The sequence below is a fragment of the Flintibacter sp. SJQ-8 genome, assembly GCF_054108085.1.
In genome coordinates this window covers 89,240-108,534 of sequence record NZ_JBPJWR010000004.1, presented here as the reverse complement: position 1 = coordinate 108,534, position 19,295 = coordinate 89,240, and the positions used below count along the sequence as shown (strand labels likewise).

17 protein-coding genes are annotated in these 19,295 nt (G+C 63.9%); 5 read left to right on the top strand and 12 right to left on the bottom strand.

Annotation, left to right across the window (positions count from 1 at the left end):
- Positions 1-33: 33 nt before the first annotated feature.
- Positions 34-459 (top strand): hypothetical protein, encoded by a 426-nt coding sequence (locus ACSAMP_RS01530; protein ID WP_441796208.1) that lies wholly within the window; start codon positions 34-36, stop codon positions 457-459.
- 53 nt (positions 460-512) lie between these two features.
- On the opposite strand, the gene ACSAMP_RS01525 is transcribed toward ACSAMP_RS01530, so the two are convergent.
- From ACSAMP_RS01525 to ACSAMP_RS01505, 5 genes are all read right to left on the bottom strand, one after another.
- The gene (locus ACSAMP_RS01525) at positions 513-2,933 is read right to left on the bottom strand and encodes an S-layer homology domain-containing protein (protein ID WP_457799267.1); all 2,421 of its coding nucleotides are present in this window, start codon (positions 2,931-2,933) and stop codon (positions 513-515) included.
- 48 nt (positions 2,934-2,981) lie between these two features.
- Entirely contained in the window at positions 2,982-4,232 is a 1,251-nt protein-coding gene (locus ACSAMP_RS01520; protein ID WP_457799266.1) for an ABC transporter permease, read from the bottom strand.
- Positions 4,229-4,924, bottom strand: a complete 696-nt coding sequence (locus ACSAMP_RS01515; protein ID WP_147561471.1) for an ABC transporter ATP-binding protein — start codon at positions 4,922-4,924, stop codon at positions 4,229-4,231. The genes ACSAMP_RS01520 and ACSAMP_RS01515 overlap by 4 nt, the downstream gene beginning before the upstream one ends.
- A gap of 12 nt (positions 4,925-4,936) precedes the next feature.
- Positions 4,937-6,646 carry an efflux RND transporter periplasmic adaptor subunit gene (locus ACSAMP_RS01510; protein WP_457799265.1) on the bottom strand — a complete coding sequence of 570 codons (1,710 nt, stop codon included), beginning with the start codon at positions 6,644-6,646 and terminating at the stop codon, positions 4,937-4,939.
- 414 nt (positions 6,647-7,060) lie between these two features.
- On the bottom strand, positions 7,061-9,547 hold the full coding sequence (locus tag ACSAMP_RS01505; RefSeq protein WP_457799264.1) for an ATP-dependent helicase: 2,487 nt from the start codon (positions 9,545-9,547) through the stop codon (positions 7,061-7,063).
- Between the two features lie 250 nt (positions 9,548-9,797).
- Between ACSAMP_RS01505 and ACSAMP_RS01500 the strand changes: the two genes are divergently transcribed.
- From ACSAMP_RS01500 to ACSAMP_RS01485, 4 genes are all read left to right on the top strand, one after another.
- On the top strand, positions 9,798-10,397 hold the full coding sequence (locus tag ACSAMP_RS01500) for a hypothetical protein (protein ID WP_457799263.1): 600 nt from the start codon (positions 9,798-9,800) through the stop codon (positions 10,395-10,397).
- 50 nt (positions 10,398-10,447) lie between these two features.
- On the top strand, positions 10,448-11,383 hold the full coding sequence (locus tag ACSAMP_RS01495; RefSeq protein ID WP_457799262.1) for an alpha/beta fold hydrolase: 936 nt from the start codon (positions 10,448-10,450) through the stop codon (positions 11,381-11,383).
- A 77-nt stretch (positions 11,384-11,460) separates the two neighbouring features.
- Entirely contained in the window at positions 11,461-11,862 is a 402-nt protein-coding gene (locus tag ACSAMP_RS01490; RefSeq protein ID WP_457799261.1) for a DUF2752 domain-containing protein, read from the top strand.
- Positions 11,863-11,899: 37 nt separating this feature from the next.
- A complete protein-coding gene (locus ACSAMP_RS01485; protein ID WP_457799260.1) occupies positions 11,900-13,093 on the top strand; it encodes a DUF4234 domain-containing protein in 1,194 nt (397 codons plus the stop codon).
- A 49-nt stretch (positions 13,094-13,142) separates the two neighbouring features.
- On the opposite strand, the gene gluQRS is transcribed toward ACSAMP_RS01485, so the two are convergent.
- From gluQRS to ACSAMP_RS01450, 7 genes are all read right to left on the bottom strand, one after another.
- Complete coding sequence (gluQRS, locus tag ACSAMP_RS01480; protein ID WP_441796199.1) at positions 13,143-14,057, bottom strand: tRNA glutamyl-Q(34) synthetase GluQRS; 915 nt, start codon at positions 14,055-14,057, stop codon at positions 13,143-13,145.
- Positions 14,058-14,079: 22 nt separating this feature from the next.
- Positions 14,080-15,300 (bottom strand): peptidase U32 family protein, encoded by a 1,221-nt coding sequence (locus ACSAMP_RS01475; protein ID WP_457799259.1) that lies wholly within the window; start codon positions 15,298-15,300, stop codon positions 14,080-14,082.
- Positions 15,301-15,366: 66 nt separating this feature from the next.
- Positions 15,367-16,494: an endolytic transglycosylase MltG gene (mltG, locus tag ACSAMP_RS01470; protein WP_457799258.1), complete on the bottom strand. Its 1,128-nt coding sequence runs from the start codon at positions 16,492-16,494 to the stop codon at positions 15,367-15,369.
- A gap of 33 nt (positions 16,495-16,527) precedes the next feature.
- Positions 16,528-17,106: a 5-formyltetrahydrofolate cyclo-ligase gene (locus ACSAMP_RS01465; RefSeq protein ID WP_441796196.1), complete on the bottom strand. Its 579-nt coding sequence runs from the start codon at positions 17,104-17,106 to the stop codon at positions 16,528-16,530.
- Positions 17,087-17,632 (bottom strand): DJ-1 family glyoxalase III, encoded by a 546-nt coding sequence (locus ACSAMP_RS01460; RefSeq protein ID WP_457799257.1) that lies wholly within the window; start codon positions 17,630-17,632, stop codon positions 17,087-17,089. Before ACSAMP_RS01460 ends, ACSAMP_RS01465 begins: the two co-directional genes overlap by 20 nt.
- Before the next feature lie 147 nt (positions 17,633-17,779).
- The gene (locus ACSAMP_RS01455; RefSeq protein ID WP_457799256.1) at positions 17,780-18,448 is read right to left on the bottom strand and encodes a dTMP kinase; all 669 of its coding nucleotides are present in this window, start codon (positions 18,446-18,448) and stop codon (positions 17,780-17,782) included.
- Positions 18,449-18,450: 2 nt separating this feature from the next.
- The gene (locus tag ACSAMP_RS01450; RefSeq protein WP_457799255.1) at positions 18,451-19,188 is read right to left on the bottom strand and encodes a WecB/TagA/CpsF family glycosyltransferase; all 738 of its coding nucleotides are present in this window, start codon (positions 19,186-19,188) and stop codon (positions 18,451-18,453) included.
- Positions 19,189-19,295 lie beyond the last annotated feature (107 nt).

The following is a 19,295-nucleotide window of genomic DNA, read 5'->3' as shown; positions in this document are numbered from 1 at the left end:
AACTTCCGCAGCAACAAGCGGGGGGAATGCACAGTGAGCAGACGGGGATACGCGGCGGCAGTGGCCGCCCTGGTCCTGTCGCTGAGCCTGACGGCCTGCGGCACCGCCGCCAACAGCGGCGACCCCACAGCCAGCCGCACCGGCACAGGCAACAGCGGCCCGGACCAGCGCAGCGCCCGCAGCGCCTATGACTATCTGGAGGACGGGCACTACTCCGCCGCCCGCACCGGAAAGATCCGGGACCAGGCGGGCAGGGCGGAGCGGGACTTCACCCAGGACGTGCGGGACATGCTGGGCGACACGGAAAAGGCCGCCAAAGACATCGGCCAGGACGTGAAGGACGCCGGACAGGACGTGAAAAACGCCGGAGAGAAGGCCGCAGGGGACGTAACAAACGCCGCCAAAGAGGCCAAAAACGGCGTGGAAAACACCGTCCGGGACGCCACCGGATACCGCTGAAAGACAAAAAGCCAGGGAGGGCCGACATCCGTCGGCCCTCCCTGGGCGTTTATTCAGTTACCCACCACAATGCGCACCTGCTGACCCACGGGGTCAATGTAGATGGTCATGTTCTGGTGAGACACCCGGCAGGCGTTCAGGCGCTCGGCACCGGTGTCCTGCTGGAACCAGTCGTCCTGGGTATAGCGGCTGCCGCCCACCTTTTTGCAGCACTCCACATTTTCCGATACAGCATAGGTCTTGCCGCTGATGGTGACGTAGTAGCTGCCGTCCTTCTCGAAGAAGTCCTTGGGGGTGACGTTTCTGATCTCGGTGAGTTCCTTCACGTCCCGGATCATGGTCCCGCCGCTAAGGTTCTGGCCGACGGACACGCCTACAAAGTCCCCGTTCTTGCCGGAGTAGTCCGTCTCGGTGCTGAACTGGGTGGACTGGCGGCTGACCAGGGTCCAGGTTTTATGGTCGGTCTTCTTGGTGGTGTATTTCCAGTTTCCGTTCTCGTCCACCACGGGATTGCCGTTCTTGTCCACCACCAGCACCTCCTCCTCGGTGATGTTGGTCTTGGACACCATGATGCCGTAGATATAAGCATCGCCGGTGACATCCTTGAGTACGATGTAGTCCACCATGTTGGAGGAGTTCAGATGGTAGGTGGCGATGGAGGAGGCGGGCACGTCCGCCCCGTTCAGACTGCCCAGAGTGATGCGGCTCATGGAACCGCTGTTGGTCTGCTCGTAAATTTTCACGCCGGGGGTGACGGTATAGCCGTCCAACTTCATGGCACTGACCAAGAAGGCGCTGCCGGCCCGGCGGGTGGGCAGCTTGCTGGCTCCGATCTGGCCCTTGGTGCCCGAGGTGATGGACACCAGCTGTCCGGCCAGCTTGTCGCCGCTGGATACGGTGCCCTTCAGGCTCAACGTGCCGCCGCTGGGCAGGAACACCTCGGCGGAGCCGGCCGTCACGGTGCCGATGGCGGTGGAGCCCACGTCGCCGCTGGGCTTGGCCATTCCGGCCACCTTGCCGTCGGCGGTGAGCAGCAGGACCACCTGGCTGCCGGTGCTGAAATCTCCCGTATTGTCCCATGCCGAATCCAGCACTTCAAACTCATGTCCCAAAGCGGTGAGCTTTTCCGGGGCCTTGAAGTTGGGGCTGGCGTTTTCCAGTACGCAGGTCAGGCGCAGATCGGATACGATCAGGGTGTTGGACAGGTCGTCATAGGTCACCACGTCATAGGGCTTGATGCCGGACAGGCCGATGGTCTGGCGGTTTTTCTGGATCGAGAAGTTTTCCACACCGCCGGTCAGTTTGTGGAAAGTGGCCGCGCTGGCGGGACCCATGACCACCACCGCGTCCCCGTCAGAGGAGACCGCGCCGCCGCTGACATAGACGGAGACGATCTTGCCCCGCTGGGAAAACAGAGTGACCTGACTGCCGGCATAGAGGGAGGTGTGGGCGCTGGAATAGCTCTCCCCGTCGCTCTTGCTGGCGGTGTAGACGGGGGTGCTGCCGGAGATGGTGTACTGCTTGCCGTCGGTGCCCTTCAGATAGGCCGCCTGGGCGTCGGCGGACAGGGTGACGGTGGTGGAGATGCTGTCGTCGGGGACAAAGGTGACGATCTCCTGCTTGTCGTTGGTGACTAAGGTGCCCCGGCGGCCCTGAAGGCCGGTGGGGGTCACGTTGTCCGCCTTGGGCAGATAGGTCCCGTCAGAGGTGCGGATGGCTCCCTTTGCCACGCTGCCGTCCTCCGACTCCACGTTCACGGCTAGCAGGACCACGTCGCTCTTGGCGCTGCCCAGGCCCTTGTAATAGTCGCTGCCCTCGCCGGTCTTACAGGTCAGGGCGTTGACAAACAGCTGGGCGGCCTGGGCGCGGGTGATGGGGCTGTAGGCCCCGGCGTTTACCCCGTCGGTCAGGCCGATGGAGGCGGCCAGGTTCATATAGCTCTCCGGCCACACCGCCCCCACCTGCTGGGTGTTATAGCCCAGGACGCGGATGAGGATGGTGGCCGCCTGGGCCAGGCTGATCTTGGCGTCCGGGTCAAAGCGCCCGTTGCCCACGCCGGAGATCAGGGCCGCGGCGGGGGCGCTGTCGCCGCCGCCGTCAGAGGAGCCGGAGCTGCTGCTGCCGCCCCCCACCGTCAGGCTGGAGGCCAGGTTCACATAGCCCAGGGCCCAGTGGCGGCTGGTCACGTCGGAGAAGATGGTCCGGGTGGCGTTCATGGCCACCTGGTCCCCCTTCTGCAAAAATTTCACCACCATGGTGCAAAACTCCGCCCGGGTCAGGTTGGCGCCGGGGTTGAAGCGGTTGCCGCCCACCCCGTCCACCACGCCCATCAGCCGTAGCACGTCGGCGTTGACGGCGGTGGTCCGGTCAGACACGTCGGAAAAGGACGAGCCGCCCGCCGCCCCGGCGGGGACGGACAGGGACAGGGCCAGCGCCGCCGCCAGGGCCAGAGAAAGTACGCGCTTTTGTCTCATAGTCTTATATTCACTCCTTTTGGTCTTCGCTTTTCACGTTTCGCTGGCTCACTCCGCCCGCAGGGCCACCACCGGCTGCAGACCGGAGGCCTTGATGGCGGGATACATGCCGAAGATCACGCCCAGCACCACCGAGAACAGGAAGGCTCCCATGGTGATGAAGGGGCTGGGCAGCATGGCCGTCTCGTTCAGCAGCAGCTTTCCGGCCACCAGAGTGCCCACGCAGCCGATGCCGATGCCGATGAGGCCGCCGATGGAGCAGATCACCGCCGCCTCGATCAAAAACTGGGTGATGATGCTCTTGCGCTCGGCGCCGATGGCCTTGCGGATGCCGATCTCCCGGGTGCGCTCGGTCACGGTGACCAGCATGATGTTCATGATGCCGATGCCGCCCACCAGCAGAGAGATACCGGCGATGGCCCCCAGCACCAGGGCCTGCATGGTGTTCTGGCTCTTGATGTCCTGGGCATAGCTGTTGTCGCTCTGGACATAATAGTCGCCCTGGGTGCTGTTGCCCATCTCGTCCTTGGGGAACAGTCCGGCCAGATAGGCGTCCAGCAGGGTCATGGCCTCGGTGGTGGCGGAGGCGCTTTTGGCCTTGACCACATAGCTGCTGATGGTGCTGTTCTGGTTCATGGTGCGGTTGAAGGTGTAGGGCAGGACGATGATGTTGTCCATCTCCGGCCAGCCGTCCAACGACATGGGCTGGTAATAGCCCACCACCAAAAAGGGCTGGCCGTTGATGGTGATGGTCTCGCCCACCGGGTCGGTGTAGTCGAACAGGGCGGTCTTGGCCCCGGCCCCCAGCACGCACACGGCGTTGGTCTTTTCAATGTCCAGGAAGGACAGCTCCCGGCCCCCGGCCAGGGTATAGTTGTTGCACACCCCGTATTGATCCGAGCCAAGTTTGATGTGCATGGCCTTCTCCCAGTCGTAGTTGCCGTTGCTGTAGTCGTTGACCGACAGGGTCTTGGCCCCGTACTGCACGGTGGCCTTGTTGCCCAGCTCCACGTCGGGGGTGATGCCGTCCACCAGATTGCTGAGGGACAGGCAGTAGTCATACAGCTTTTGGGAGGTCTCGTTGTTGCTGTCGTAGTAGGAGTAGGCGGAGACGTTGATCTTGTTGTTGCCCATCTTCTCGAAATACTCCATGTTTTTCTTGTTCTGCCCCTGGACCACCGAGACCATGATGACCACGCTGGCCACGCCGATGATGATACCCAACATGGTGAGGAAAGAGCGGGTCTTTTTCATGGCGATGGACTTTAGGGCCATGGTGAATGCCTGCCAGATGTTCATGCCCAATCCACCTCCTGGGGGTGATCGGCAATGATCTTGCCGTCTGACAGCCGCACCACCCGGCGGGCGGTGGCGGCGATGCCGTCGTCGTGGGTGATGAGTAGGATGGTGGTGCCCTCCCGGTACAGCTCCCGGAGGATCTCCAGCACGTGCCGCCCGGTCTTGGAGTCCAATGCGCCGGTGGGCTCGTCGGCCATGATGATGGGGGGGTGGGTGGCGATGGCCCGGGCGATGGCCACCCGCTGCTGCTGGCCGCCGGACATCTGGCTGGGCCGGTGGTGGGCCCGGTCATCCATGCCCACCCGGGCCAGGGCCTCCATGGCGATGTCCTCCCGGTCCCACACCGAGACGCCCTGATAGATGAGGGGCAGCGTCACGTTCTCCAGAGCGTCCAGCTCCTGGATCAGGTTATAGCCCTGGAAGATGAAGCCGATCTCCTTGTTGCGGATGTGGGCCAGCTGCTTGTCAGACAGGGAGGTCACATCCACCCCGTTTAAGTGATACTCCCCATAGGTGGGGATATCCAGACAGCCCAGCACGTTCATCAGCGTGGACTTGCCCGAGCCGGACTGGCCCACAATGGCCACGAATTCCCCGCGGTCAATGTCCAGAGACACCCCGTCCAGGGCCCGGACCTCGCTCTCCTGGCCCTCGTTATAGATCTTATAGATATCTTTGATGTCAATGAGCATGGCGCGCCCCCTTTACCAGCTGCTGCCGGACTCGGTGACGGTGTAGTTCACAAAGACCGTGTCCCCGTCCTCCAAGCCGGAGGTGATCTCCACATTCTGGGCGTCGGACAGGCCGGTGGACACGATGACGGGGTAATAGCCCTCCTTCTCGCTGGGATACTCCCGGGTCTCGCCGGGCATGGGATCGGGCAGGTCCAGCTCGGGCACGTCATCGGGGCGCTCATCCCGCTGGACAAAGACCACCGACTGGCGGTTGCCCTCCAGGTCGCTGACGTATTTCACCGCGCTGGTGGGCACCAGGATACAGTCGTCCGACTGGCTGGTGACGAAGGAGTACTGCAGATAGGCCCCTTCGATCAGGCTGCCGTCCGGGTTGTCCACCGTGAGCACCACGGGGTAGTTGGTCATGCCCTGGCCGCTCTCCGCCTTGCCCATGTCGATGGAGCTGACCAGGCCCTGATAAGTGGCGTCGTTCCACGTCAGGTCCACATAGCTGCCCGGCTTGATGTAAGAGATGTTCCGGTCATCCACCGTAATGGTCACCAGCATCGTCGTGTTGTTGGAGATGATGATGACGGTATCGCCGCTTTTCACTTCCTCCCCCTCCACCAGACTGCAGGAGGTGACGGTGCCGTCGATGGGGGCGGTGGCGTGGAAGTTGGCCAGGGCCTTGGTCGCCTCGTCCAGCTTCTTCTGGGCCTCGTCCAGCTGCTCCTGCTTGGCCCGGATGTCGGTGTCCAGGGTGGAGGAGCCCAGGGTGAGGATGGCCTCCCCGGCGGACACGTTGGCATAGTTGCGCAGGTTGCCGATGGAGGTGACGGGGCCGTTGGCCTTGCACTCGATGGTGCGGCTCTCGTAATACTCGGTCTTGCCGTTCTGATAGGGGTAGATCTTGCTGCCGTCGGCGGCGGTGAGCACGGCGGCGGCGTCCATCCCGGCGGTCAGGGTGCCGGGGTTATCAAAGGCGATGACCGCCTCGAAGTGGACGGCCCCCTCGGGGGAGATGTAGCTCACCTTATGAATTTCGTCCACATAGCCATTGAAGTCGCCCATCACAGCGGGGACAGACACGGTGACGGCCTGGCCCTTTTTGATGCTGTTTTCATAGGCATAGCTGAAATACAGCGTCAGCTTCAGCTTTTTGTCGTTGACGATGGTGGCCACCGGGGTGCCCTTGGACACGTCCTGGTCGGTCTGAAAATCCTTCACGTCCATCAGCTTGCCGGAGAAGGGGGCCCGGACGGTGAGGTTGGACACGTCCTTTTGCAGGTCGGCCATGTCCTTTTGCAGGTCGGTGAGGGCCTTCCGGGCGTTATTGACCTCGTCCTCGGCGGCCTGGCTGTAGATGGTGTACAGGGGCTGCCCCGCCGTCACCGTGTCGCCGCCAGCCACCAGCACCTCCTGCACGGTGCCGCTCTGGGTCAGGGTGATGGCCGCCGACTCCTTGGCCTTGGCGGTGCCGCTGCCGGACACGGTGCTCTGGATGCTGCCGATGGAGGCGGGCTGGGCGTAAATTTCTCCCAGGTCGCCGCTGCCGGAATTCAAAAAGCGGTGCAGGGCAAAGCCGCCGCCCAGACATACCGCTGCGGCCACGGCCAGGGCGATCAGCCGCTTGGCCATTTTCTTCTTCTGCGCCCCCTTCTTTTTCAGCGGGGGCTTGCCCTGGGCCGGAGCCGGAGCGGGAGCCGGGGCCTGGGGCTGGACGGTGGTCATCTCTGCCATAGTAAATATCCTCCTTCAACAGTCCTGCGCATACAAAGCGTGCAGGGCGGGGTCGTCGTTTCATTCGCGGGGGCGGTGCTCGTCCCCAGCTTCATTATATTCGCCCTCCGCTGTCCCGCACAACTACAAAGCGATTACAAAAGTTTAAGATATTCTTAAGATGCCACTGTAACCGCCGGGACAGTTTTGCGCTTCACTGAAATAGACGAACGAGAGCAGGAAAATGTTGCAGGCTTTTCGTGTTTTTTCAAAAAAACATCCCCAGGGGCAGGAGAAAAACGGATTGCCGCGTCGCTTGCGCTCCTCGCAATGACGTGGGCGTCGGTCTCCGCGCCGAAAGAGAGGCGAGCAGACCTGTTTCCTGTCATTGCGAGGAGGGGCAAAGCCCCGACGTGGCAATCCGTTCTTAAATATTTACTTCTTCTCCATATGCGCCGCGGCGGATTTCATCATCAGGCGCTTGGTGCCCACCTGGTCGAAGGCAATCTCCAGCAGGGCGTCGCCGCCCATCTTCTGGATGGACAGGATCACGCCCTTGCCAAAGGCCTTGTGGCGCACGGTATCGCCTTTTTTGAAGGAGGCGGCGGGGGCAGGGGCGGGGGCGGGAGCGGGGCGGCCGGCGGGCTTTTGTCCGCTGCCGTTCATGGCCCGGACAAAGCCGCCGCCATAGCCGGCGCTGCGGCCCTGGGCGCTCTGTCCGGCGGGGGCGGGGCGGTCATAGCCGCCGTAGCCCGAGTCCCGGCTGGGGATGCCGCCGCCCCAGCTGTCGCTGTCCCAGCGGTTGGCCCGCCCGGTGCGTTCCAGCAGCTCCTGGGGGATCTCCTCCACAAAGCGGGAGGGGCGGTTGTTGCTGGTGCGGCCAAACAGCATCCGCTGCTGGGCGCAGGTGAGATAGAGCTTCTCTTTGGCCCGGGTCATGGCCACATAGCACAGCCGGCGCTCCTCCTCCATCTCGTCCGTCTCGCCGATGGCCCGGATGCCGGGGAAGATGCCCTCCTCGGCCCCCACCAGAAAGACCACGGGGAACTCCAGCCCCTTGGCCGAGTGCATGGTCATCATCACCACGCAGTCCTCCTCGTCCTGGCGGTCCAGATCGGTGTACAGGGCGATCTCGTCCAAAAATCCCGCCAGGGAGGGCTCGTCCCCTGCCCCGTCCAGATAGCCCCGGATGGAGGTGAGCAGCTCCCGGATATTCTCCAGCCGTCCCCGGTCCTCCACGGTGTTCTTGGTCTCCAGCATGACGGCATAGCCGGTGCGGATCATCAGCTCCTCGTAGAACTGGTCCAGGGGCAGCTCCCCGGCCAGGGCGGCCAGCTCCCCCATGAGATTGGTGAAGGCGGCCAGCTTGCCCGCCGAGCGCTCCAGCTCCGGGTACAGGCGGGCGTTGTCGATGACGGCATAGAGGGAGGTCTCCTCCCGCCGGGCGATGGCCTGGGCGGTCTCGATGGTCTTGGCTCCGATGCCCCGGGGCGGATTGTTGATGATGCGGGTCAGGCGCAGGTCGTCCTCCGGGTTGTTCAGCACCGCCAGATAGGCCACCATGTCCTTCACCTCCGCCCGGTCGAAGAACCGGGTGCCGCCGATGATGCGATAGGGGATGCCGTTTTTCTTGCAGGCGTTCTCCATCTGGTTGGACTGGGCGTTCATGCGATAGAGAATGGCGTGGTCCTTCCAGCGGCGGCCCTGGCTGTAGTCCTCCAGAATGCGGGCGGCCACGTACTGGGCCTCGTCGTTCTCGTTCATGGCGGTGTAAAGGGTCAGCTTGTCCCCGTCCCCGGCCTTGGTCCACAGCTCCTTGCCCTTGCGGCCCTGGTTGTTGCGGATGACGGCGTTAGACGCCTCCAGAATGTGCCGGGTGGAGCGGTAGTTCTCCTCCAGCCGGATCACCCGGCAGCCCTGATACTGCTGCTCAAAGGACAGGATATTCTCGATGGTGGCACCCCGGAAGCGATAGATGGACTGGTCGTCGTCGCCCACCACGCAGAAATTCTGATACCCCCCCGCCAGCAGGGAGGCCAGCAGATATTGCAGGTGGTTGGTGTCCTGATACTCGTCGATGAGTACATAGCGGAACTTTTTCTGATAATATTCCCGCACGTCCTCAAACTGCTGGAGCAGACGGACGGTGTGGAGGATGATGTCGTCAAAGTCCAGGGCGTTGGCCTCCCACAGGCGGCGCTGATACTCCATGTAGATGTTGGCGATCTTGGTCAGGCGAAAGTCCCCGCTGGCCTTGCACTGGGCCAGATACTCGTCGGCCAGGAGCATGGCATCCTTGGCCCTGGAGATGTAGCCCAGCACGGACCGGGGCGGGAACTGCTTGTCGTCGATGTTCAGGTGCTTCATAGACTCTTTGATGACCCGCAGGGAGTCGTCGGAGTCATAGATGGTAAAGGAGGAGGCAAAGCCCAGCTTCTCGATGTCCCGGCGCAGGATGCGCACGCAGGCGGAGTGGAAGGTGGAGGCCCACACGTCCTCCCCGGCGGGGCCAAGCATCCGGGTCAGGCGGTCCTTCAGCTCCCCGGCGGCCTTGTTGGTAAAGGTGATGGCCAGAATGGTCCAGGGCTGGGCGGGGTCCAGGCAGCACAGCCGCTCCCGCCGGTCCCGGTCCTCCGGGGACAGATCCGCCCCCTGGGCGCAGCCCTCCAGAAAGGCCAGGTCGTCGGGGGTGACCCACTGGGGGACCTCCGGGCTGTCAGAGCCCCGGCCATAGCGCATCAGGTTGGCGATGCGGTTGATGAGCACGGTGGTCTTTCCGCTGCCCGCCCCGGCCAGCAGCAGCAGCGGCCCCTGGGTGGTGAGCACCGCCTCCTGCTGCTGATTGTTCAGCCGGTAAAAGTCCCGGGCGATGGCCTGGCGGCGGGCGGCGGCAAATCGAATCTCCTGTTCGTGGTCAAGCATGATGTCACGTTCCGTTCTGTATGAAAATAGCGTCCGGCCCACAGAAAGGGCCGGGCAGAAAAGTTTGGATGGTCAGGTGTTCAGTTTACCATGCGGGAGAAAAAATAGCAAGAAAGTCAAGCAGAGTTAGGAGTGATGAGATAGGAGTTAGGAGTTGAGAGAAACTCATCACTCATCTCTCCTAACTCCTAACTGAAATCTGGCATAGAATGTGCCGCGAGAGCCATTCTGAATAGAGGGGGGAGCGCATATGGCGCAGCAGGAGAGCGGCTGGGTGCTGGAGCAGCAGCCCGACCCGGAGACCTTTCGCCGGGTGTGGGCCAGGGTGATGCCCGACGGGGAGGGCAGCCCCATCGCCTTAGAACGGGAAAGACCGGAAAAACAGGGAAAACAGGAAAAGCCCCAAAATCCGCCGGAGGAGAAGCCGACCCAGGAGCGGGAACCGGGGGCCGATTTAGAACAACTGATAGACCGGACCCGAACTGCGGCAGACAGCGCCCAGAGCCTGGCCCGCCGGGCGGGGCGGTACAGTCAGAGCATGGGGGTCATAGCCGCCGAGGACCGGACGGCCCTGCGCCGGTTCAGTGCCGCCTATTACCTGGAGACGGGGCGGGCCTACATGCCGCCAAAGCTGTCCCAAAACCAGGAGCCGGAAATGCTGTCCCTGGCCCCCGCCCTGCGGCGGCAGTATCAGCGGGAGGAGGAACTGGAGGGGCTGTGTATCGCCCAAATGAAAGGTGCGGAGGGCACCCAGGCCGAGCTGCTGGAGGAGCTGTCCCTCCAGTTCCGCCGCCACTGCCGCACCCTCCGCCAGACCCTGGAGCGCCTGGACCCGGACCGGCTGGGTTGACTTTATGGGGACAGTTCCGTTACACTTAAGATGAAAAAGGAGGCATATCTATGTCCCAACGCAGGACCCTGACCTATCCCTCCGCCGATGGGCGGCAGACCATCCAGGCGGTGGAGTGGCTGCCGGAGGGGGAGCCCCGTGGGGTGATCCAGATCGTCCACGGCATCGCCGAGCATATTGGCCGCTATGCCCACGTGGCGGAGTTTTTCACCCGGCGGGGCTATGTGGTGTGCGGCGAGGACCACCTGGGCCACGGGGCCACGGTGACAGACGGAAAATACGGCTTTTTCGCCCCGGAGGGCGGCTGGGACCTGGTCGTCCGGGACGTGTACGCCCTGCGGCGGCTGGAGGGGGAGCGGTGGCCCGACTTGCCCTATGTGCTGCTGGGGCACTCCATGGGGTCCTTTTTGGCCCGGACCTGTCTCATCCGCTGGCCGGGGACGGTGGATGCCGCCGTGCTGTCGGGCACGGGGCAGGAGCGGGCGGCCCTGGTGGCCTTTGGCCGGGGGGTCTCCGGTCTGCTGTGCCGGTGGCGGGGGCCGGACTATGTGAGCCCCCTGGTCTATGCCCTGTCCCTGGGGGCCTATAACGCCCGGGTCCACCCCGCTCCGGGCCAGGGGGACTGGACCACCCGGGACTTTGAGATGGCGGCGGGACGGAAGCAGGACCCCTTATGTAACTTTCGCCCCACCGTGTCCATGTTCCGGGATATGCTGGGGGGCATCGCCTGGATCGGCCGGGAGGAGAACGTCCGGCGCATGGACGGAGATATGCCCATCTATCTCTTTTCCGGGGACCGTGACCCGGTGGGGGACATGGGGGCGGGGGTGCGCCGGGTAGCGGCCCTGCTTCGCCGCTGCGGCTGCCGGGATGTGACGGTGCGGCTTTACCCCGGCGGGCGGCACGAGATGCTAAACGAGCCGGAGCGGGAGCAGGTGATGGAGGAACTGGCCGTCTGGCTGGCTGATCGTCTGGCCAAACCTTAATTATTCTTTAACATAATTGCAACTTCTGCCGCCAACTGGTATAATGACCCAAAGCAATCAAAGGGGGAGAGAGAGCCGTGAGAGAGAACAAGGGCGCTCTCCCGCACTGGCTGGGGGCAGTGTTGGCCGTTGTCCTGCTCTACGGGGGGATGGAAGCCCTGGGCGTCACCTGTCCCATTCGGTTTTTCACCGGGGTCTCCTGCGCCGGGTGCGGCATGTCCCGGGCCTGGCTAGCCCTGCTGCGGGGGGACATTTCGGCGGCCTGGGGCTATCACCCCCTGTTCTGGCTGCCCATCCCGGCGGCGGGACTGTTTCTGTTCCGGCGGCAGATCCCCCGGCGGGTGCTGCGGGGAGCGGTGTGGGCCGGGGCGGCCCTGTTCCTGATCGTATACGCCCTGCGCATGGCCGACCCGGGGGACAGCGTTGTCACCTTTGCCCCCCAAACGGGCTTTTTGTTTCGTATCGTGTTTGAAAGATAAAATATAGAGAGAACAGAGAGAAAAGGAGAGAAGCGACATGTATTGTAAGCACTGTGGCCGGGAGATCGGCGACGGCCAGCGGTTCTGCGGCTATTGCGGGGCCAGGCAGCAGGTGGACGGGCAGGATCAGGTCCCGCCCCAGCCCGACGAGGGGGCTGCTGCACAGTCCGGCCCCCAGGGGACCCAGTCCGGGAGCTATCACTATGACGCCCCCCAGCCCTCCGGCAGCACACCTACGGATGGGAACGCCCTGCTGACCATCTTCGCCATCCTGTGCGCCGCGGTCTATGGCTTTCGGGCCATCGTCCGCTTCTTCGGCGCGGTGGGCAATTTCTTAAACGGCTATTTCTATGGGGCCATGATCCTCACCCGGGTGCTGCTGCCCCTGGTCCAGTCTGGGGCCTATGTGTGCATCTGTCTGCTGCTGCTGGCCATGGCCCTGAAGAGCACCCGGAAAAACCGGGAGGCCTATTTCTTCGGCGTGAGCTGTCTGGCCCTGGCCACGGTGGCCGTGATGGCGGTGCGGGTGCTGCTGATGGTGCTCATCGACGGGCTGTTCTATGGCTGGTATTGGAGCTGGGGCGGCTTCGTCACGTCGGTGCTGGGCCTGGTCGTCACCGTGGGCGGCCTGTGGGTGCTGATGTACTTAGACGGCCAGCAGGCCCTGGTGGGCAAGAGCGCCGACCAGCTGCGCCAGCTGGGCTATGACCTGTCCGACGCCATGAAAGAGCTGCGCTTCACCGGCGGAAACCAGAATACCTCCGGCCAGGAGGGCGCCCGGCCCCAGTATCAGTCCGCCTCCGCCGACTACGGCGCCGGGGCCGCCTGGAAGCGCCCGGTGACGGAGAACCGGGACTTTGTCCTCTATGTGATCCTGACCATCATCACCTGCGGCATCTATGGCCTGGTGTTTTTGTATTCTATGATCCAGGACGTGAACACCGTGTGCGACGGGGACGGGGAGCACACCCGGGGCTTGATGGGCCTCATCCTGCTCAGTCTGGTCACCTGCGGCATCTACTCCTTCTATTGGTATTACTGCCTGGGCAACCGGCTGGCCAAAAACGCCCCCCGGTATGGCATGAGCTTTCAGGAGAACGGCACCACCGTCCTGCTGTGGATGGTCATCGGCTCCCTGCTGTGCGGCCTGGGCTCCTGGGTGGCCAACTATATCATCATCAAAAACTGCAACCAGCTGTGCGCGGTCTATAACCGGGCCCACGGGATCTGATTTGCATCACAAAAAATCGTCGTATCCAAGTTCGGATACGACGATTTTTTTATAGCTCAAAGACAAAATCCTGTCGAGGCAGCTTGTCCCAGGCGAAATGGGGCAGCAGCTCCTGAGGGGTAACGGGGGCGTACTCCGGGAGCAGTCCGGCGGCCAGGGCCAGGCGGCCCACCAGCTGCGGGGCGGTGAAGCGCTCCTTCAGCTGAGACAGCTCCAGGTCCCGGTCCCGCTTGGCCAGACGGCGGCCATCGGGTGAGAGCAGCAGGGGCACATGGCCATACTCCGGGTGGGGCAGGCCCAGCTTGCTTTGCAGCCACAACTGCCGGGGGGCGGAGTCCAGCAGGTCGCTGCCCCGCACCACTTGGGTGACGCCCTGAAAGGCGTCGTCTACCACCACCGCCAGCTGATAGGCGTATACCCCGTCGGAGCGGCGGAGGATAAAGTCCCCGCACTCCGCCGCCAGGTTTTGGGCATAGTCCCCCTGAATCTGGTCCCGGAAGGAGACCGTCTCCTCCGGCACCTGAACGCGCCAGGCGGGGGCGCGCTGGGCAGAGAGCGTCTCCCGCTCTGCCGGGGTGAGATGGCGGCAGCGGCCCGAGTACAGCACCACCCCGTCAGACCGGTGGGGGGCGGAGGCGGCCAGCCGCTGGGCCCGGGTGCAGAAGCAGGGATAGACCAGCCCCTGGTCCTCCAGGGCGCGAAAGGCGGCGGCATAGGCCTCGGTGCGCCGGCTCTGATAGATGGGCTGGCCGTCCCAGTCCAGGCCCAGCCACTCTAAGTCCCGCATGACCTGGTCGCAGAACTCCGGGCGGCAGCGGTCAGGGTCCAAGTCCTCCAGGCGGAGGACCATGCCGCCCCCGGCGCTGCGGGCGGCCAGCCAGGCCAGCAGACAGGACCACAGGTTGCCCAGGTGCATCCGCCCGCTGGGGCTGGGGGCAAAGCGGCCCCGGATGGGGGTGTTCATAGGGCACATCCTCCTTACAGGATCAGGGCGTCAGGTCGGCCTGGCGGCGGAGCAGGGACAGGGGCGGGGCCTGACAGGGCAGGTCCAGCTGAAAGACCATCTGGGGCTTGCGCACCTGGTCCAGGCTCTGGCCGTCCTCATCCCACAGGGCCTTTACGGTGACGGGACGGGGCCGAAGACCGGGGCCAACCAGCTCCAGCTGGTCGCCCACAGAGAACTTATTGTTCAATGTGAGCACCGCCCGGCCATCGGGGGTGCAGGAGCGGACCTTGGCCACGATCTGCCAGTCCCGGATATAGCGGGAATCCTGGGTGAACTGCCCCGGCTGGCCGAAATAGAAGCCGGTGGAGTAGTGCCGGTGGCTGATGTGCTCCACCTCGTCCCGCCACACCGGGTCCAGGGGCTGCCCGGCCAGGGCGGCGTCGATGGCGTGGCGATAGGCCCCGGTGACGATGGCGGCGTAATAGGCCGACTTGGCCCGGCCCTCCAGCTTCAACGAGTCCAGCCCCGCGTCCATCAGCTCGGCCACGTGGTCGATGGTACACATATCCCGGGAGTTCATGATATAGGTGCCCTTCTCGTCCTCGTACACGGGGAAATACTCCCCGGGGCGCTTCTCCTCCATCAGGGCGTATTTATACCGGCAGGGCTGGGCGCAGGCCCCCCGGTTGGAGTCACGGCCCGTCATATAGTTGGACAGCAGGCACCGCCCGGAATAGCTCACGCACATGGCCCCGTGGGCAAAGGCCTCCAGCTCCAGCTCCGGGGGCGTCTTGTCCCGGATCTCCCGGATCTCGTCCAATGACAGCTCCCGGGCCAGGATCACCCGGTCCGCCCCCAGGTCGTGCCAGGCACGGGCCGTCTCATAGTTGACGATGCTGGCCTGGGTGGAGATGTGCCGCTGGACATGGGGGGCATATTTCCCCGCCAGGGCCATCACGCCCACGTCGGCCAGGATGACGGCGTCCACCCCCACCTGGTCCAGATAGGTCAGCCACTCCGGCAGGCGGGCCACCTCGTCGTTGCGGGGCATGGTGTTGCAGGTGACGTGGACCCGCACGCCCTTCTTGTGGCACAGGGCCACCGCCCGCTTCAGCTCCTCCGGGGTGAAGTTCCCGGCGAAGGAGCGCATCCCAAAGGTGGTCCCTGCCAGATAGACGGCGTCGGCCCCATAGGCCACCGCCATCTCCAGCCGCTCCATGTCCCCGGCGGGGGCAAGCAGCTCGATCTTTCTCTCGCTCATGTGTGTCTCTCTCCTGTTTGATGATGGAAGCATCCCCGCCCCCCGAGAGGAGGGCGGGGACAAAAATCAGTTATACCGGGTCTGGGTGCGCAGGAAGCGCTGCTGCTCGTCCAGGGTCCTGAAGAAGCTGTGGGTGTTGTCGTCGCCCAGGGCGTAGTAGAAGTAGTTGGTCTTCTCCGGCTCCAGCGCCGCCTTGATGGAGTCAAGACCTGGGTTTGCGATGGGGGCGGGGGGCAGACCCTTGTAGAGATAGGTGTTATAGGGGGAGTCGATGGCCTTGTCCGCCTCGGTGGGGACCTTGCCGCCGTTGAGGAAGGCCAGGGTGGCGTCGATCTGTAAATAGCCCATGGTCCCGGCGCTGGGGTTGTTCAGGCGGTTATAGATGACGGAGGCGATGGTGCCCCGGTCCGTGCCGTCGGTCTCCCGCTCCACCAGAGAGGCGATGGTGAGGATCTCCCGGATGGAATAGCCGCTGTCGACCACCTTCTGCCGCAGGTCGTCGGTATACTTCTCGTCGAAGTTCACCAGCATCTTGTTGATGGCATACACCGCGTTGTGGGGGGTGTTGAACTGATAGGTGTCCGGGTAGAGGAAGCCCTCCAGCCGCTCGGCGTCGCCCAGGGGGATGCCCTGGAGGAAGGAAAAGGCGTAGTCGTGCTCGGCGGCGGCTTGGGTCAGTTCCTCCACCGTGGCCACATTGTTGTCCTCCAGCAGCTGGAAGATCTGGGTGACGGTATAGCCCTCGGGGATGGTGATGGTGATCTCCGCCTTGGTGGAGGAGTTCACGCTCATGCCGGAGAGCAGGGCGCGATAGTCCATGTCGGTGTTCAGGGTATAGGTCCCGGGAGAGACCTTGGCCTTGCCCCCGGTGACGGAGGCGAACAGCTTGAACAGGCCCTTATACTCGATGAGCCCCTCTTTTTTCAGCCGGTCTGCCACCTGGTTAAAGCTGTCCTCTTTGTCCACGGTGATGGTGACCTCTTTTTCCGGCTTGTTCAGGGCCAGCACGTCGTTGGCGGCGATCCAGCACACGCAGGCCAGCAGAATGGACACGCCGATGACGGCCACCGCGTACAGCATACCGGAGCTGGCGGCAAAGCTGCGGGAGCGCCGCCGGTTGTTGGACCGGCGGGGGCTCTGGCCGTCGCCGGAGCGGTCTGACGGGGTGCGGGCGCTTCTTCTTTCCTGTGCCATAGGGTCCTCCTCAAATCAAGTTTGCTTGCAGGCTCAGCCGCAGACGATGCTCTCCGTCTCGGTGAGCAGCAGGTCCACCCGGCTGTCGTGGGGCTCGGTGGGCACCTTGTCCTGGAGCACCGCGTTGCGGCACATGCCCACCCGGAAGCCGTTGAAGTGCTCCAGCCAGCGGTCATAATAGCCGCCGCCAAAGCCCAGGCGATAGCCCGCCTTGTCATAGCACACGGCGGGGACCAGAATCAGGTCGATCTCGTCCTGGGTCAGGATGGGGCAGGACAGGTCGGGCTCGGAGATGCCGAAGGAGACGGACACCATGGGCCGGTCAGGCATGTACTGACGGATCTCCATCAGGTGGCCGGGCAGCATCCGGGGCAGGCCCACCCGCTTGCCCTGGGACACCAGGGTCTGGATCATGCGGGCGGTCTCCGGCTCCTTGCCGGGGATGCCCCAAAAGGCAAAGATGGTCTTGGCCTGCTGCACCTGGGGCAGAGCCAGGAACCGGGCGAACAGGGCGTCGTCGCTGCGGGTGAGTTCCTCCTGGGGGATGGTCGCCAGAGTCTTGCGGACGCTGCCGCGCAGCTGCTTCTTTTCTTCAGCAATAGTAAGTGCCATGATGAACCTCCTGTTCCCTGGCCGCTCCGGCCAGGGTCTTAATTAAATAGAATCCAAAATCAAAGGCGGAGCCGGGGCCCTGGGCGGTGATGACCTTGCCGTCCTGCACCAGGCTGACTCCCTGCTGGGGGATGGCCCCGGTGAGCCGGTTCTCCAGCCCGGGGTAGCACACCGCCTTTTTGCCGTTCAACAGGCCCCAATGGGCCAGCAGGGTGGGGGCGGCGCAGATGGCGGCCACCCAGACCAGCTCGTCCGCCGCGGCCTGACGCACCAGCGTCTCCACTCCGGGGCAGGCGGCCAGATTCTCCACGCCGGCGCCGCCTCCGGGCAGCACCACCATGTCTCCGGCCTTCAGCTGTACCTGGTCCACAGCCAGGTCAGACTGGACGGTGATGTGGTGGGCGCCGGGGACCATGGTGGGCCCCACGGTGGTCAGAGCCACCTCCAGCTCCGCCCGGCGCAGCAGGTCGGCGGGCACCAGGGCCTCCATCTCCTCAAAACCGGGGGCGAGCAGGATATAGACCATAGAATGACCTCCTTATAAGACGCACCGTAGGGGCGGACCTCTGCGTCCGCCCGCCGTTGGCGCATAGTTTTAGTGATGAGTTAGGAGTGATGAGTGATGAGTGATGAGTGATGAGTGATGAATCACTCCTATCTCATCACTCCTAACTCATAACTCTTTTTCGACCAGCGCCCAGATCTCGCTGTGAATGTCCTCAATAGAGCGCAGGCGGCCTGCGTCGTCCAGACAGTGGACCACGTGCCAGCCCAGCTGCTCCGCCGCCTGGAGGGCACAGGCGCGGCAGGCGGCCAGATAGGCGGTGTCCAGCTCGTGGATGTCCGCCTTTGTGTTGGTAGACGCCTCACGGGAGCGGAGCAGCTCCACCGCCTTCTCCGTGGGCATGTCCAGATAGACCACTAAATCCGCCCGGGGCAGACCCAGCTTGTCGTGCTCGAACTCGTCCAGCCAGCGGAAAAAGGCCTGCCGCTCTTCCGGGGCACACTTGGCCCCCTGGTGGACGGCGTTGGAGGTGGTGTAGCGGTCTGCCAGGATCAGCCCGCCGTTCTGATAGTCCTCTCCCCACACCTTGCGCCAGGAGGCGTAGCGGTCCACGGCGTAGAAGGCGGAGGCGGCGTAGGGGCTTACGTCCTGGGGGTGGGTGCCGAACTCCCCGCCCAGGTACATGCGGATGAGGGCGGAGGAGGGCTGGTCATACTGGGGGAACACCAGCCGCCGATAGCTCCGGCCCATGCGGTCCAGCCGGTCGCACAGCTTTTGGAACTGGGTGGACTTGCCCGAGCCGTCGGTGCCCTCGAATACGATAAGCTTGCCGTTCATGCTCATGCGTCCCCCTTTTTGTCGGGGTGGATGCGCTGGCCGGCGGCCTTCACCAGGACCAGGGGCAGCTTGGCCATGCGGCCAATGCGTTTTGGCTCTTTTTTCAGACGATAGGCCCACTCCAGGCCCAGCTTCTGCCACTGCTCCGGGGCACGCTCCACGTTCCCGGCGAACACATCTAGGCAGCCGCCCAGGCCGATGGCCAGCTTGGCCCCGGTGTGCTGGCCCCAGCGGGCCATCCATTTCTCCTGCTTGGGCGCGCCCAGGCAGACGAACAGCAGGTCGGGCTTGGCGGCGGCGATCTGGGGCAGGATGGCCTGCTCGTCTTTGAAATAGCCGTCGTGAGTGCCGCACAGGACCAGATCGGAATAGCGGGCGCAGATGCGGCGGCCCGCCTCCTCCGCCACGCCGGGCTTGGCCCCCAGCAGATAGAGCCGCCCGCCCATCTCGTTCAGGGCGGAGAGCATGGCCTCGGCAAACTCGATGCCGGGGACCCGCTCCTTCAGGGGCGTGCCTAAAATTTTGGCGGAGTAGACCACGCCGATGCCGTCGGGCAGGACCAGGTCGGCGGCGTTTAGGACCCGGCGGAACTCCGGGTCCTTCTCTGCGGCCAGCAAAAATTCGGGGTTGGGGGTGACAACATAGTGGAACTTGTCCTCCTCCAGCAACTGCCGCCCCTGCTGGGCCGCCTCCTGCTGGGTCAGGTCGTCGAATCGGACCCCAAGAATCTCAGTTTTCAAATCGTTTCCCCTCCCAGGGTGATGATCGGTGACGCGCAGGAAAATCAAGCAGCGGTCACTTTTGGTATTTTACCATGGCGCAGGCAAAAAGTCTATGAAAAAACAAA

What these genes read in the sequence shown, in the direction of transcription:
- ACSAMP_RS01500 (WP_457799263.1), top strand. Translation starts at nt 9,798, where the DNA reads ATGGCGCAGCAGGAGAGCGGCTGGGTGCTGGAGCAGCAGCCCGACCCG.
- ACSAMP_RS01465 (WP_441796196.1), bottom strand. Translation starts at nt 17,106, where the DNA reads ATGGCACTTACTATTGCTGAAGAAAAGAAGCAGCTGCGCGGCAGCGTC.
- ACSAMP_RS01495 (WP_457799262.1), top strand. Translation starts at nt 10,448, where the DNA reads ATGTCCCAACGCAGGACCCTGACCTATCCCTCCGCCGATGGGCGGCAG.
- ACSAMP_RS01520 (WP_457799266.1), bottom strand. Translation starts at nt 4,232, where the DNA reads ATGAACATCTGGCAGGCATTCACCATGGCCCTAAAGTCCATCGCCATG.
- mltG (WP_457799258.1), bottom strand. Translation starts at nt 16,494, where the DNA reads ATGGCACAGGAAAGAAGAAGCGCCCGCACCCCGTCAGACCGCTCCGGC.
- gluQRS (WP_441796199.1), bottom strand. Translation starts at nt 14,057, where the DNA reads ATGAACACCCCCATCCGGGGCCGCTTTGCCCCCAGCCCCAGCGGGCGG.
- ACSAMP_RS01485 (WP_457799260.1), top strand. Translation starts at nt 11,900, where the DNA reads ATGTATTGTAAGCACTGTGGCCGGGAGATCGGCGACGGCCAGCGGTTC.
- ACSAMP_RS01455 (WP_457799256.1), bottom strand. Translation starts at nt 18,448, where the DNA reads ATGAACGGCAAGCTTATCGTATTCGAGGGCACCGACGGCTCGGGCAAG.
- ACSAMP_RS01515 (WP_147561471.1), bottom strand. Translation starts at nt 4,924, where the DNA reads ATGCTCATTGACATCAAAGATATCTATAAGATCTATAACGAGGGCCAG.
- ACSAMP_RS01460 (WP_457799257.1), bottom strand. Translation starts at nt 17,632, where the DNA reads ATGGTCTATATCCTGCTCGCCCCCGGTTTTGAGGAGATGGAGGCCCTG.
- ACSAMP_RS01510 (WP_457799265.1), bottom strand. Translation starts at nt 6,646, where the DNA reads ATGGCAGAGATGACCACCGTCCAGCCCCAGGCCCCGGCTCCCGCTCCG.
- ACSAMP_RS01525 (WP_457799267.1), bottom strand. Translation starts at nt 2,933, where the DNA reads ATGAGACAAAAGCGCGTACTTTCTCTGGCCCTGGCGGCGGCGCTGGCC.
- ACSAMP_RS01505 (WP_457799264.1), bottom strand. Translation starts at nt 9,547, where the DNA reads ATGCTTGACCACGAACAGGAGATTCGATTTGCCGCCGCCCGCCGCCAG.
- ACSAMP_RS01475 (WP_457799259.1), bottom strand. Translation starts at nt 15,300, where the DNA reads ATGAGCGAGAGAAAGATCGAGCTGCTTGCCCCCGCCGGGGACATGGAG.